Below are 12,861 nucleotides of genomic sequence, written 5' to 3'. Positions count from 1 at the left end.
TTGCAGCTCGGCGACCCGGAGCTAGCGGCGCGCCGCTTGCACCGCGCGGTGGCGCGCTGGGGAGGCAGTCAGGACAGCAGCCGCGATCTGCTGTTGTTCCTGGCGCTGGGGCTTGCCGGTCGCGGCCTGAGCGATAAAGTGCTGTTTGGCAGCGCCTCGCTGCTTGGCGTATCGGCGGCCAGTTCGCTGTATATGGCTCAGCAGGGCTGGTGGGGGGCGTGGTGGGCAAGTTGGTTCGGGGTGCCGGCGTGGGTGTCGGCCAGTGGCGCCGCTGCGGGGCTGGCGAGCATGCTGCTGCTGACCCCGCTGCTGTCGCCGTTTATCGAGTGCGGCTTGAACCGCCTGTGGCGGCGCCAGCGCCTGCACCGGCTGCTCGACGAGGTGCAGCGCCAGTTGGCACCGCCGCTGCGCGAACAGCTGTGGCAGTACGGTGGCTATTTGCAGTTTCTGCCCGACCTGCTGCTGTTACTGCGCCAGCTGCGTTAAAAAACGATGCCGCCGCCGGATTCTGGGTATACACTCCGAGCTTTTGGAGTGCCCGCCGTGCTCAGCCAGCCCTCAGTGCCCGACCTCGACGCGACCTTTGACCGGCTTGCCGATGCGCTGTCGGCGCGCGGCTATGCGGTATTGCCGGCGGCGCTGCCGGGCGAGATTGCCGAGCAGTTGCAGCGCCGCGTCGCCACGTTGGGCGACAGTGCATTTCGGCCGGCGGGGGTGGGGCGGCAGCAGGATTATCAAAAAATCGCGCGGTGCGCGGCGATGACATTCACTGGTTTACCGCGGGCGACCACAGCGAGTCGGCCTATTTGGCGTGGATGGAGCAATTTCGCCAAGCCCTCAACCGCCGGCTGTTCCTCGGCCTTTTTGATTACGAGTGCCATTTCGCCCGCTATGCGGCGGGCAGCTATTACAAAAAACACCTCGATGCCTTTCGCGGCCGCAGCAACCGGGTGCTGTCGACGGTGTTTTACCTCAATGAGGGCTGGGCGGCGGCGGATGGCGGACAACTGCTGATTTACAACGACAGCGATGAAGTGGTGGCGAGTGTCAATCCAGAGATGGGCACGCTGGTGGTGTTTCTCAGCGAAAACGTCCCCCATGAAGTGGCGGTCGCCCATCGCCAGCGCCACAGTGTGGCGGGCTGGTTCCGGGTAAACGCCAGTATTGGCGCGCACATTGACCCGCCGCTGTAGGCAGCGTTTAAATCCGCCGCAGGATACCCAAGCTGTTGACCCGCTCTACCGGCTCAAAGAGGCCGGAGGCCAGCGCCAGCCGATAGACGGCAATCGGCGCTTGACCGCCCTCTTCGGGGTTGGGGAACAGGTCGTGTATCGCCAGAATGCCGCCGCGCTGAATGTGTGCCGCCCAGCAGCGGTAGTCGCTCAGTGCCGCCGTCAGGCTGTGGCCGCCGTCGATAAACACCATCGCCAGCGGGGTTTGCCAGTGCCGGGCGCAGACTTCCGAGGGCGCCACCAGCGGCACGACCAGCTCTTCAAAACCGGCGCGGCGGATATTGCGGCGAAACTCGGCAAAGGTGTCAAAGTGCTCTTCTTTGGCGTTATACAGCTCGGGATCGTGAAACATTTCGCCGAGCTGGTGTTCTTCCGAGCCGATGTGGTGGTCCACCGCATAGACGACGGCGGAATCGGCGGCCGCATCCTGACAGGCCTGGGCCAGGTACAGGGTGGATTTGCCGCAGTAACTGCCCACTTCCAGCAGGGCGCCGCGCGGTGCCTGTTCGCGGCCGTGGCGGTAGAGGGCGTCGGCCTCGTCGTCGGCGAGGAAACCTTTTACAAGGGCGATGTCGATGGGCAGGGAAACTGGCATGGTGGCTACCGAAAAAAATGGAAGCGAAACCTTAGCCAAACTGCCGCGGCGGGGCAACTTACCATCCTGTCAGCTTTCACTATGTCGCTGGGCGTGCCTATACTCGGCGCTTGGCGATTAGCTTTACAAGAAACAATAACAGGGGAACAGCATGCTAAAGCTCTATGGTTTTGCGGTCAGCAACTACTTCAATATGGTCAAGCACTGCCTGCTGCACAAGGGTGTGAGCTTTGAGGAGGTGACCGTCTACCCGAATGCCGAACCGGAGTATTTGCGCAAAAGCCCGATGGGCAAGGTGCCCTGCATCGAGACCGAGCACGGTTTTCTGGCCGAGAGCAGTGTGATTCTCGACTACATCGAGGCCAGCTATCCGCAGCAGCCGCTGTATCCGGCCGATGAATGGCAGCGCGCCAAGTGTCGCGAGCTGATGAAAATTGCCGAGCTCTATCTCGAGCTGCCGGCGCGGCGGCTGTTGCCGGTGGTGTTGGGCGGCGCCCAGGCCGAGGAGGCGACCCTCGCCGAGATCAAAGAGCTGCTCGATAAGGGCGTGCGAGCGCTGGGTGCATTGGTGACGCCGGGCGCCTATTTACAGGGCGAGCAGTTGAATATGGCAGATATCGTCGTGCGCTATGCCCTGGTGGTCACCGAACTGGTCTGCGGCGCGGTGTATCAGCGCGACATTGTCGCCGAGGTGCCGGGCCTGAAAGCCTGGCAGGCGATGATGGCTGAGCTGCCTATCAGCCAACAGCTGGATGCTGCGGCCAACCAGGCGATGGAGGCGTTTATGGCCTCGCTAAAAGCCAAATAGTCCCGGTAGGGTGGCTGGGCGCGTCAGTCGTCCAGCGCCTCCAGTTGTTCCTGCAGTTCCAGCCAGGCTTCCTCGGCATCGTTGTTGGCGCTTTGCAGGCTGGCCTGCTCGCTCAGCAGGGTTTTGAGCTGCTGCTTGTTCGCCTCGTCGTAAAGACTGGTGTCTGCCAGTTGCGTCTCCAGCGCCTGCAGCTGGGTACTCAGTTGCTGCATCTGTTTTTCCAGCTTTTTAATTTCCTTGCTCAGCGGTGCCAGCCGGGCGCGTTTGGCGGCGGCGTCCTGGCGGGCTTTTTTCTTGTCGACAGCCGGCGCGGCGCCGGCGGTCGGCGGGGTGTCGCTGCTGTCTTTGCTGCGGCTGAGCAGCCACAGTCGGTAGTCGTCCAGGCTGCCGTCAAAGGGTACGACCTGGCCGTTGTCGACCAATAGCAGTTCGTCGACGGTGTTGCGCAGCAGGTGGCGGTCGTGGGAGACGACGATTACCGCGCCCTCGAACTCCTGCAGGGCGGTGGTCAGGGCGTGGCACATTTCCAGGTCGAGGTGGTTGGTCGGCTCGTCCAATAGCAGCACATTGGGGCGCTGCCAGACAATAATGGCCAGTGCGAGACGGGCTTTTTCGCCGCCGGAAAAATGCAGGCAGCTGCCCTCGGCGCGCTCGCCGCGAAAGTTAAAGCCGCCCAGAAAACTGCGGATGTCGGCCTCGCGGGCCTGGGGGCGCAGGCGTTGCAGTTGCAGCAGTGGGCTGGCATCGAGATCCAGTGATTCCAGCTGGTGCTGGTGGAAGTAGCCCATGTGCAGGTGTTCGCCGCGCTGGCGCTGGCCGCTTAGCGGCGCCAGGCTGCCCGCCAGGCTTTTCATCAGCGTGGACTTGCCGGCGCCATTGGCGCCGAGCAAGCCGATACGGCTGCCGGGGTGAATGCTCAGATTCACCCCGCGAAGCAGCGGCTGCTGGTAGCCGAGTTCGGCCTGACCGAGACTGAGCAGCGGGTCTGAAAACTGGCTGGGCGCATAAAAGCGGAAGCGAAACGGCGAGTCGACATGGGCCGGAGCGATTTCGCTCATCCGCTCCAGAGCTTTGATCCGACTCTGGGCCTGCTTGGCCTTGCTGGCTTTGGCGCGAAAGCGGCGCACAAAGTCTTCCATGTGGGCGCGTTCGGCCTGCTGTTTTTCGTAGGCCTGCTGTTGCTGGGCCAGGCGCTCGGCACGCTGGCGCTCGAAGGCGCTGTAGTTGCCGCGGTAGCGGTGCAGTCGGTGGTGCTCCAGATGCACCACAAAGTCGCAGCAGGCATCGATAAAGTCGCGGTCGTGAGAGATCAGCAGCAGGGTGCCCTCGTAACGGCGCAGCCACTGCTCCAGCCACAGGCTGGCGTCGAGATCCAAGTGGTTGGTGGGCTCGTCGAGCAGCAGCAGGTCAGAGGGACACATCAGCGCCTGGGCAAGGTTGAGGCGAATGCGCCAGCCGCCGGAAAAGTCGCTGACGGGCTTGTCGATTTCGTCTAGGCGAAAACCCAGCCCCTGCAACAGGCGCTCGGCGTCGCTGCGAATCTGGTAGGCGTGGATCAGCTCCATTTCCGCCAGCAGTTCAGCCAGGCGGTGGTCGTCGGTGCAATTGGCCATCTCCGCTTCGATGCGCCGGTAGCGCTGGTGGCCGTCAATGACATAGTCGATGGCGGGGCGGCTGCTGGCGTCCACTTCCTGACGCATCTGGGCAATCTGCCACTGCGACGGCAGTTGCAGGTCGCCGCTGTCGTAGCTGAGCTCCTTGCACAGCAGTTTAAACAGGCTGGACTTGCCGCTGCCATTGGCGCCGACCAGAGCCATGTGCTCGCCGGGATTCACCCGCAACGAGGCCTCCTCTAGCAGGGGCTTGCCGCCGCGTTGTAAGCTGAGATCTATCAGTTCAATCATGGGGCGCGATTATAGCGCGGGACTATGGACGAGTCGGCAGATTTTACACAGGGGCAGCAAGAAATTCCGCAGGCAGCGCCACTGTGGGACTACGCCGTGGCGCAATACCGGCGGCCGGGCGTGGCGGAGGCCTGTTTGGCCCTGCAGGATGACTACGGCGCCGATGTGCTGCTACTGCTTTGTGCTGCGTATATGGCGGCGCGAGGGGTGGCCTTGAGTGCCGAAGTTGCGGCGGAGCTTGAGGCTTGCGCCGCAGACTTGCGCAGTCAGTTGGTCGAGCCCCTGCGGCGGCTTAGGAAGGGCCAGCGGCCGCCGCCGGGGGCAGACGGGGAACAGCGAGCGGTCTACGAAGCGTTGAAAGCGGCGGAGTTGTTGGCAGAGCGCTGGCAGCTCTCCAGGCTGGCCGCGGCGCTGCCACCCGGCGTTGGCAATGCCTCTGCGGGAGAGACGTTGCTGGCTGACAATCTTGCGGCCATCGTTGGCCCCGGTGGGCGAGTGCCGGCAGAGAAGTTGGCGGCATTGGCCGAGCGGCTGGGCTGATCAGAAGTCATCGAACAGGCTGGCCAGGCGATCCTCGAGCTTTGTTGGATGGCTGGGGATATCGCTCATGCGGCGCTGCCGGCGCACGGGCGCTTTGGCCGTGCGGGGCTTTTTCGCGACGCTGGGCTCGGCAGGAGCGGCGCTGGTGGCTGTGGCCGGCGCAGCCTGGGTGCTGTGGCGATCAGGTTGTGTGCGCTTTGCCGTGGTCGCGGTTGACGGTGGGGCAGAGGGCTTGGCAGTTTTGGCTTTGGCCGGGGAGCTTGCCACAGCCTTGGTCTTTTTGGCGGGCGCTGTGGGCGATTGGGCGGCTGGTGGCGTTTTTGCGGTAGCTTTCGACGTTTTGGTGGCTTTTGGGGTGGCGCTGGTCGCCGTCCCTGGCTGGCTAGTGCTTGGCGGTTTTGGCTTTTTCAGGGCTTTTTCGGCGTCATTCATCGCTTTTGCCACCGCTTTTTCTCTGCGCAGCTGAAGTTTCAGGTTCAGGGCATCGCTGCGCAGCTCGGCGAGTCGGGCCTGGGCCTCGTCGGCCGCGGCCTGCGCTTTATTCAGGCTGTCTTCTGCGCGCTTTAACAGGCTGGGCTTGGCCCCTTGTTTGTCGCGCAGCCGCTGTTTGGCTTCGGCCACATTCTGGCGCGCTTTATCTGTCCGTTCTTTTTGTAAATTAACTGATTTTTCAATGGCTTGGAGTTGATTTTCGAGGGTGCTGAGCTGTTTGCTACGCAGGGCCTCAAGCTCATTTTGGAGGCGCTGTAGCTCGGCGATGGGCTTTTCTGTTGTTTTCTTTTTATTGAATACCATAGTTAGGGGCCCGCGGAATGATTAAAAAACCGACAAATTCCATTATACAAACTTGTTGCCGGGAAGCTATCGGCAAGCGGAGGGGGATTTAGCCTCTCGGTGGCTGTGTAACAGTGAACGCTTGTGGCAGACTATGGTCTGACATGGCGTTGCCAAGGCTGATTGGCGGCGCCCAATTCCTGTTCAGATAAGGTAGTTGCATGAAGAAGACAGTATTTAGTGCAGTGGTAATGAGTGGGCTGCTCGTTGCCTGCGGTGGTAACAATGCTGAGCCGTCACTCGATTCCGAAATTGCCAAGGTAAGCTACGGTATCGGTGCGAATATCGGTTCTCGCTTTGGTGAAGACCTGCCACTGGACGTCGATGCTTTCAGCGCGGGTGTGCGCGATGCCTTGGCCGGCGGTGAGCTAAAAATGAGTGAAGAGGACATTATGTCGACTCTGCAGGCTTATCAGCAAAAACAGTTAGCTGAGCGCCAGCAGGAATCACAGGCGGTTGGCGAGAAGAACAAGGCGGAAGCCGCGGCCTTTTTTGCGAAAAACGCTAGCGCCGAAGGCGTGGTGACCACCGACAGCGGTTTGCAGTACAAGGTACTGAGCAGTGGTGATGGCGCCAGCCCGAAGGCGGATGACACGGTGGAAGTTCACTACGAAGGCCGTCTGCTGAACGGTTCAGTCTTTGACAGCTCGTATCAGCGCAACGAAACGGTCAGCTTCCCGGTCAATGGCGTGATCCCCGGCTGGACGGAGGCCCTGCAGCTGATGACGGTCGGCTCCAAATGGCAGCTGTTTATTCCGCCCGAGCTGGCCTATGGTGCCGGTGGTGCAGGCCAGATGATTGGCCCCAACGCCGCGCTGTTGTTTGATGTGGAACTGGTTGCAATTAAAGACCAGTAAGCGCTGTATCGGCAGGTGGTGCCGAGTGGGTCCCGGTATGACGGCGACCCACACAAAAAAGCCCCGGCCAGAGGCCGGGGCGAATTTTTTGATCGGAGAATTAAGGTTGTTGAAAGCGCCTTTACCCTCACCGAGGCTGCGTGATCACTAGCTATGTGGCGGCGCTAGCGCGTCTTCCATTGACTCAGTAAAAAGCGCGGTTGGTGCAATACGTCCTTGTATGCACCTTGTCATCCTTGACACCTTTATCATAGCTAGCGCGGGCGCTGTCGCCAGTCGTTATCGCTACTGCACCTTGTGAGACATCGCCTAAGGCGTTTGCTGGACTGCTTGCAGGGCATCGTCTAGGGCGCTGTCGACGCTGGCAAAATCAAACTGGAATGCGGCATTGAGCAGGGCTGTGGGCACGACGCGCTGGGACTGGTAAAACAGTTCGCGCATTTCGCCAAACAGTAGGGCGGCCGCGGTTTCTGGGATACTGAGCAGCAGCGGTCGGTGCAGTTTGGCGGCCAGTTGTTCACTGAATTGGCGATTGCGCAGGGGCTCGGGGCAGCTCAGATTGAAGGTGCCGCTGAGGGCTGGCGTTTCGAGCAAAAAAATCAGTGCGCGCACGGCGTCTCGGCGGTGAATATAAGCCTGCCACTGTTGGCCGCTGCCAAAGCGGGCGCCCAGACCGAGGGAAAAGGGGAGGCGCATCTTGGCCAGCGCGCCGGCGTCGCGCTCGCGGTCCAGTACCACGGCCAGCCGCGCAATTACCCGGCGGGCCTGGCACTGCACGCTGTCTTCCCAGCGCTGGCAGAGTTCGGCGGCGAAGCCGCTGCCGGCCGCGGCCGACTCATTCAGCGGGCTGTCGCCGCCGTCGCCGTAATAGCCAATGGCCGAGGCGCTGATAAAGCTGTGCAGTGCCGGCCAGTGCTCGGCGGCCTCACAGAGGCGGCGGGTAGTGTTTAAACGGCTGTCGAGCAGGCGCTGTTTTTGCGCCGGCCGCCAGCGGCGCGCGGCAATATTTTCGCCGGCCAGATTGATCACCGCGGTGGGGTTCAGCGCCGCCAGCTCGCTGTAGTCGTGGCTGCTCAGCCCCGCTGGCAGGGAGGCAAAGCCGCGCTGCAGCGCCGACTTGTCGCGGCCCAGCGCCAGTACCTGATGGCCGCGTTCCAGCAGGCTGGCGCACAGGGCGCGGCCGATAAAACCGCTGGCGCCGCTTACCGCAACGCGCTGTGAATCGCTCATACCACCTCCAATTTATGCCGCAATGCCGGGCTGTGGACAGGCTTGCCGGTTGGTGTAGTTGAGTGTAGCTCAGCGTTGCGCGGGGCGGCGCGCTGCGCCGAGCGGGCGATCAGGCCGCGAGCGCGCCCAGCCATTCGATGGCGGGGTGGGATAGGCTCGTTAGCAGTGGCACCTGTATACACCAGCTCAGGCTCAGGCAGGCGCTGGCTTGCAGCCAGCCGCTGAGGCTGCTGCGCGCGGTGCAGCGGGCATCGGCCAGCGTGCGCAGGCGGCCGCGGGCGTCGCGATCAAGGGCGTCGGCGGCCGGCGACACGGCACTGGTGCGCGCGCTGAGCCGGGCGAGTTTGTTGACCACCGCGGCTACCCGGGCGGGGCTGGCCACCGCGCGCGCCGCCGCGATATCGCAGGCCTGCTCGGCATCGGCGTGCATATCGGTGCCAATCCGCTGGCCGAGCGCGGCGGGCCAGAACAGCGTGGCCCAGCGCAGTAACAGGGCGCAGACATTGTCGTTTCTGGCCATGTGGGCGCGCTCATGGGCCAGAACGATGCGCAATTCATCGGGGTTGAGTTGGTCGACCAGGCCGCGAGACAAGACAATTTTGGGTCGCCACAGGCCGACGCAGCAGGCCAGTAGGTCGTCGCTGTCGAGCAGCTGAAAGCCGCCGGTCGAGCGGCGGGCGAAGGCGCGCAGTAGCTTGGCTTGACGATGGCTGCGCCGCAGTGCCCACAGCAGTACCACTAAGGTGAGCAGGGCGCTGAGGCTGCCGGCGATCGCTAAACTGCTGAGCAGGGGGGACTCGCCGGGATACATGGGCAGGTGCGCGGTGCACTGTTGGCCGTGGCAGTGGGCGGGAATCAACAGGCCGGCGAGCTCGGGTCGGCTGACTAGAACGACGGCCAGCAGGGCGCAGGCCGGTGCTGACAGGGCATAGGCCAGGCGCAGACGGGCGCGCAAGGCCGGTGTTAACTGCGCCATCCAGCGGGCGGCGACCGGGTAGGCGGCGGCGCTGAGCAGGCTGGTAAGCACGGTGGCCATCAGCCACAGGGCAATAACTTTGAGCGGCCAGTCAGTCATGGCCGTCATCGCTGGCAGTATGGCCGGGGTCGTCGAGGCCCAGCGCCCTGGTCAATTCATCGGCCAACTCGGGTGACTGGGCGGAAATATAATTCACAAAGCCGGAAATCATCGGTGCCAGATCGCCGGCTGCCAGGTCTTCGGCCATGTCGCGCATCAGTCCGCTGATCAGCTGTGAGCGACTGAGAACGGCGCTGTAGTGGTAGGCGCGGCCGATCTTGCTGCGCGACACCAGTCGTTTGCGGTGCAGGCGCTCCAGCGTGCTCTGTACGGTCGACAGCGAGATCTCGGCGCCGGCCATATTGGCCAACACCTGCTGCGCACTCGCCTGACCGCCCTGCCAAAGCGCTTCCAGCGCCAGCATTTCGCGCTCGCCGAGATCGGGCAGGCGGCGGTGGCGCAGCGCGTCGAAGCTGCGCAGTAATTTCGGGAGTTTGGCTACCATCGCGCAATCATAGCGCGCTCGCCGCGCCTTGCCCACGCCCGCGTCAAAAGCTAACTGCGGGATAAAGGCCGAGGGCTTATCGGTGTTGGCCCGCGGTGGTAAAAACTCGCCGGATAACTGACAGGCCCCAGCGGGGCAATAATTATACGGATAGGACAATGGTCATTTTCTCACTGAAGTCGCGCCTTAACTGGCGCGCACGCGGCGCCGTGTTGCGCGCGGCAAAACCGGCGTTGCTGGCCGCCACACTCAGCGCAGGCGCGGCGCACAGCGACACGCAAATGGAAGAAATGCGGGTCAGCGGGCGCAGCGAAAACATGGTGGGCGAGGCGCGCTCGGCCTCGGAGGGGGTGATCGGCCAGTTCGATCTGGCACTGCGGCCACTGCTGCGCCCCGGCGATGTGCTGGAGTCGATTCCGGGCATGATCGTCACCCAGCACAGCGGTTCGGGTAAATCTAACCAGATGTTTATGCGCGGTTTTAATCTCGACCACGGCACCGATTTTGCCACCTGGATCGATGGCATGCCGCTGAATATGCGCAGCCACGGTCACGGCCAGGGCTATACCGATATCAATTTTCTGATTCCGGAAACCGTCGAGTCACTGCGCTTTGTCAAAGGCCCCTACCACGCCGAGCTGGGTGATTTCTCCTCTGCCGGCGGCAGCTTTATCAGCACCCTGACGCGCGCGCCGCAGCCGCAGGTGAAGCTGGGGCTGGGCACTAATGGCTACCGGCGACTGCTGGCCATGGGCGGCAGTCGCGCCGGCGAGGTCGAGGTGATGGCCGCGCTGGAGGGCCAGACCTACGACGGGCCGTGGACGGATATCGACGAAGACGTGGACAAGACCAACGGCCTGCTGAAAGTGAGTCGCGGCGACGGTGAACGCCACTGGCAGCTGACGGCGATGTACTACGACAATCGCTGGAACGCCGCCGACCAGATCCCCGCGCGGGCGGTGGCCAGCGGACAAGTGGACGAGCGCGGTTCGCTGGACGATACGCTGGGCGGGGCGTCTCGCCGGACCAGCCTGTCGGGCCAATACCGTGGCGGCGATGCCGCGAACGGCTGGCAGTGGAGCGCCTACACGATTGATTACCGCATGCAGCTGTGGTCCAACTTCACCTATTTTTTAGATGACCCTGTGCAGGGCGACCAGTTTGAACAGCGCGACGAGCGCACAATCCGGGGCGGCAGTGCTCAGTCCCACTGGACCTCGGGGGCGCGTCAGCAGGCGCTGCACCGGCTGGGCAGCGAGCTGCGCTACGACGATATCGACACCGTGGGTCTGTATCGCAGCCGCCAGCGCCAGCGGCTGGGCACGGTGCGCGAGGACAGTGTGCAGGAGGGCAGTGCCGCGCTGTTCTATGAACTGAACTACCAGTTCGACGCGCGCTGGCGCGGCGTTGTCGGCCTGCGGGCCGACCATTACCGCTTCGATGTTGACGCCGACAATGCCGCCAACGGCGGCCAAGGCTCTGCGCAGATCGTCAGCCCCAAGGGCAGCTTGATCTATACCCTGTCGGCGAGCAGTGAAGTGTATTTGAGTGCCGGTCGCGGCTTTCACTCCAACGACGCACGCGGCACCACCATCCGCGAGGAGCCGCTAATCGGCGGGCCCGCGCCGGCGGTTGACCCGCTGGTGGCCTCGCGCGGCGCCGAGTTGGGTTTTAAAACCGTATGGCTGGACGGCTGGCACAGCGCGGTGGCGCTGTGGAGCCTGGAGCTGGATTCGGAATTGCTGTTTGTCGGCGACGCCGGCACCACCGAGGCCAGTCGCCCCAGTCGCCGCCACGGCCTGGAAGTGAATAACTACTGGCTGCTCGACGAGGTGTGGACGCTGGAAATGGATCTGGCCTGGACCGAGGCGCGCTTCGACGACGCGGCGGCCGAGGGCAAACACATTCCCGGCGCAATTCCCTTTGTGGCCACGGCGGCGCTCAGCGCCGACTATCCTAGCGGGGCGTTTACCAGCTTGCGACTGCGCCACTTTGCCGGCTACCCGCTAAGCGAGGATGACCGTCAGCGCGCCGACGGCTCGACCATCGCCAGCCTGGCGGCGGGCTGGCGGGGCGCGCGCTGGAGTGTGCAGCTAGATGTGCTGAACCTGTTTGACGCCGACGACCACGACATCGACTACTACTACGCCTCGCGCTTGCCGGGCGAGCCGGCCGCGGGCATTGAAGACAATCACTACAAGGTGTTTGAGCCGCGTCAGTGGCGTTTGTATGTCGGCTACAGTTATTAATAGAAAGAAAGGCGCGGGCCATAAACAAAAAATCCCCGCTGCAGGCGAGGATCTTAATAAGTCTGTGGCCCGCCCGAGAGGATTCGAACCTCTGACCTTCGCCTCCGGAGGGCGACGCTCTATCCAGCTGAGCTACGGGCGGTTTTGCAGCGCGCAACTATAGCAGAGGCGTCCGGGACTCACAATTTCGAATTTGCCGTGGCGGCGTATCCGTCAGCAATGGTTACAAATTGGTAATGTTGTTCTCTTTTATTGAAATCGTTAGCCTTGCACCATACTTTTGAAGCGTACTTCCTAAAGTATAGTGACGCTATGTTGTCTACTGTTTTTCTTATCGACCGATTGAATGCCTTGTACTCGCTGGCCGCGAGTGTGCCTCAGCACAAGTATGAGGAGGAGTTTTGCCGACAGGTCTGTGAGGATTTTTCCTTGGCCTACTGCCAATGGTGGCTGGGCGAGCCCGAGGGGGGCGAGCGCTGTTTGGCCAAGCACGCTGTCGCTCCGGGCAGTGCTGAAGAGTCTTATCTTCTTGAGGATGCGGACGAAGGGGGCCAGCGCCTGGTGTTTGGCTGGCGAAAATCGTCCTTTGATATGCCACAGGAGGCCTGGCGCGCCCTTGCCCAGGGTATGGTAGCGGCGAAGAAAAATGCGCGGATGTTGAGCGAAAGCCGCTTGTTGTCAGTGCCAGCGGATACCGGTGTCGCGTGGCTGGATGCCACAGGCAGACTCAGCCGAAGTTGTGACGCCTTTGACGGCCATATTCTGTCGCAGTGGCCATCCTGGGATAAACGCTCGCTGCCATTTCAAATTCCCGAGGCGCCGGTGGAGGGCTTTGTGTGGCAGGGCCTGTTTATCCGCGTGCTGCGCTTTGATGACGGGATTCGCCTTGCGGCACATCGCGATAGGCGCAGCAGCGTGCTTACCGCGCGGGAAATGGAGGTCGCGCGCTGCGTGGCCAAAGGCTGCAGCTTTAAGGAAGTGGGCGCGGCGCTGGGTATATCGCCCTCTACAGCGTCCACCCACTTGTATAAGGTCTACGACAAGATCGGTGTGCGCGGGCGATCTGCGCTGGTGCAGTGGCTGCAGCAGCAC

At 62.7% G+C, this 12,861-nt stretch carries 13 protein-coding genes and 1 tRNA gene; 7 read left to right on the top strand and 7 right to left on the bottom strand.

Going from position 1 to position 12,861, the window contains the following annotated elements:
* Together ABYM29_RS12165 and ABYM29_RS12160 are read left to right on the top strand one after the other, a co-directional pair.
* Positions 1-486: hypothetical protein (locus ABYM29_RS12165; protein WP_372865039.1), on the top strand; the 486-nt coding region annotated here is incomplete at its 5' end.
* A gap of 263 nt (positions 487-749) precedes the next feature.
* On the top strand, positions 750-1,193 hold the full coding sequence (locus ABYM29_RS12160) for a 2OG-Fe(II) oxygenase (RefSeq protein ID WP_372865037.1): 444 nt from the start codon (positions 750-752) through the stop codon (positions 1,191-1,193).
* 7 nt (positions 1,194-1,200) lie between these two features.
* Here ABYM29_RS12160 and ABYM29_RS12155 read toward each other — a convergent pair whose 3' ends face one another.
* Positions 1,201-1,827, bottom strand: coding sequence for a class I SAM-dependent methyltransferase (locus ABYM29_RS12155; protein ID WP_372865036.1), 627 nt, complete (start codon positions 1,825-1,827; stop codon positions 1,201-1,203).
* A 151-nt stretch (positions 1,828-1,978) separates the two neighbouring features.
* Between ABYM29_RS12155 and ABYM29_RS12150 the strand changes: the two genes are divergently transcribed.
* A complete protein-coding gene (locus ABYM29_RS12150) occupies positions 1,979-2,635 on the top strand; it encodes a glutathione S-transferase family protein (protein ID WP_372865035.1) in 657 nt (218 codons plus the stop codon).
* A gap of 23 nt (positions 2,636-2,658) precedes the next feature.
* Here ABYM29_RS12150 and ABYM29_RS12145 read toward each other — a convergent pair whose 3' ends face one another.
* Positions 2,659-4,539 (bottom strand): ATP-binding cassette domain-containing protein, encoded by a 1,881-nt coding sequence (locus ABYM29_RS12145; protein ID WP_372865034.1) that lies wholly within the window; start codon positions 4,537-4,539, stop codon positions 2,659-2,661.
* A 24-nt stretch (positions 4,540-4,563) separates the two neighbouring features.
* On the opposite strand from ABYM29_RS12145, the gene ABYM29_RS12140 reads away from it, so the two are divergent.
* Positions 4,564-5,079 (top strand): TIGR02444 family protein, encoded by a 516-nt coding sequence (locus tag ABYM29_RS12140; RefSeq protein ID WP_372865033.1) that lies wholly within the window; start codon positions 4,564-4,566, stop codon positions 5,077-5,079.
* On the opposite strand, the gene ABYM29_RS12135 is transcribed toward ABYM29_RS12140, so the two are convergent.
* Positions 5,080-5,874 carry a hypothetical protein gene (locus ABYM29_RS12135; RefSeq protein WP_372865032.1) on the bottom strand — a complete coding sequence of 265 codons (795 nt, stop codon included), beginning with the start codon at positions 5,872-5,874 and terminating at the stop codon, positions 5,080-5,082.
* Between the two features lie 200 nt (positions 5,875-6,074).
* Here ABYM29_RS12135 and ABYM29_RS12130 point away from each other — a divergent pair, with 200 nt between their 5' ends.
* Positions 6,075-6,770 (top strand): FKBP-type peptidyl-prolyl cis-trans isomerase, encoded by a 696-nt coding sequence (locus ABYM29_RS12130; RefSeq protein WP_372865031.1) that lies wholly within the window; start codon positions 6,075-6,077, stop codon positions 6,768-6,770.
* Between the two features lie 309 nt (positions 6,771-7,079).
* On the opposite strand, the gene ABYM29_RS12125 is transcribed toward ABYM29_RS12130, so the two are convergent.
* From ABYM29_RS12125 to ABYM29_RS12115, 3 genes are all read right to left on the bottom strand, one after another.
* Complete coding sequence (locus ABYM29_RS12125) at positions 7,080-8,000, bottom strand: TIGR01777 family oxidoreductase (protein WP_372865030.1); 921 nt, start codon at positions 7,998-8,000, stop codon at positions 7,080-7,082.
* A gap of 109 nt (positions 8,001-8,109) precedes the next feature.
* Entirely contained in the window at positions 8,110-9,075 is a 966-nt protein-coding gene (locus ABYM29_RS12120) for a M56 family metallopeptidase (protein WP_372865029.1), read from the bottom strand.
* Positions 9,068-9,520 (bottom strand): BlaI/MecI/CopY family transcriptional regulator, encoded by a 453-nt coding sequence (locus ABYM29_RS12115; RefSeq protein ID WP_372865028.1) that lies wholly within the window; start codon positions 9,518-9,520, stop codon positions 9,068-9,070. Before ABYM29_RS12115 ends, ABYM29_RS12120 begins: the two co-directional genes overlap by 8 nt.
* A 158-nt stretch (positions 9,521-9,678) precedes the next feature.
* On the opposite strand from ABYM29_RS12115, the gene ABYM29_RS12110 reads away from it, so the two are divergent.
* Positions 9,679-11,769: a TonB-dependent receptor gene (locus ABYM29_RS12110; RefSeq protein ID WP_372865027.1), complete on the top strand. Its 2,091-nt coding sequence runs from the start codon at positions 9,679-9,681 to the stop codon at positions 11,767-11,769.
* Positions 11,770-11,834: 65 nt separating this feature from the next.
* Here the strand turns inward: ABYM29_RS12110 and ABYM29_RS12105 are convergent.
* Positions 11,835-11,911: transfer RNA gene (locus tag ABYM29_RS12105), tRNA-Arg, on the bottom strand.
* A 170-nt stretch (positions 11,912-12,081) separates the two neighbouring features.
* Between ABYM29_RS12105 and ABYM29_RS12100 the strand changes: the two genes are divergently transcribed.
* A partial coding sequence (locus tag ABYM29_RS12100; RefSeq protein ID WP_372865026.1) for a response regulator transcription factor occupies positions 12,082-12,861 on the top strand: 780 nt, incomplete at its 3' end.

Origin of the sequence: Spongiibacter sp., assembly GCF_041602295.1 — a bacterium.
Lineage (GTDB): Bacteria > Pseudomonadota > Gammaproteobacteria > Pseudomonadales > Spongiibacteraceae > Spongiibacter.
This window is presented reverse-complemented; position numbering and strand designations above follow the sequence as displayed.

Bases quoted from the DNA above. Each gene is read 5' to 3' on its own strand.
- ABYM29_RS12155 (WP_372865036.1), bottom strand. From the start codon at position 1,827: ATGCCAGTTTCCCTGCCCATCGACATCGCCCTTGTAAAAGGTTTCCTC.
- ABYM29_RS12150 (WP_372865035.1), top strand. From the start codon at position 1,979: ATGCTAAAGCTCTATGGTTTTGCGGTCAGCAACTACTTCAATATGGTC.
- ABYM29_RS12145 (WP_372865034.1), bottom strand. From the start codon at position 4,539: ATGATTGAACTGATAGATCTCAGCTTACAACGCGGCGGCAAGCCCCTG.
- ABYM29_RS12140 (WP_372865033.1), top strand. From the start codon at position 4,564: ATGGACGAGTCGGCAGATTTTACACAGGGGCAGCAAGAAATTCCGCAG.
- ABYM29_RS12135 (WP_372865032.1), bottom strand. From the start codon at position 5,874: ATGGTATTCAATAAAAAGAAAACAACAGAAAAGCCCATCGCCGAGCTA.
- ABYM29_RS12130 (WP_372865031.1), top strand. From the start codon at position 6,075: ATGAAGAAGACAGTATTTAGTGCAGTGGTAATGAGTGGGCTGCTCGTT.
- ABYM29_RS12125 (WP_372865030.1), bottom strand. From the start codon at position 8,000: ATGAGCGATTCACAGCGCGTTGCGGTAAGCGGCGCCAGCGGTTTTATC.
- ABYM29_RS12120 (WP_372865029.1), bottom strand. From the start codon at position 9,075: ATGACTGACTGGCCGCTCAAAGTTATTGCCCTGTGGCTGATGGCCACC.
- ABYM29_RS12115 (WP_372865028.1), bottom strand. From the start codon at position 9,520: ATGGTAGCCAAACTCCCGAAATTACTGCGCAGCTTCGACGCGCTGCGC.
- ABYM29_RS12110 (WP_372865027.1), top strand. From the start codon at position 9,679: ATGGTCATTTTCTCACTGAAGTCGCGCCTTAACTGGCGCGCACGCGGC.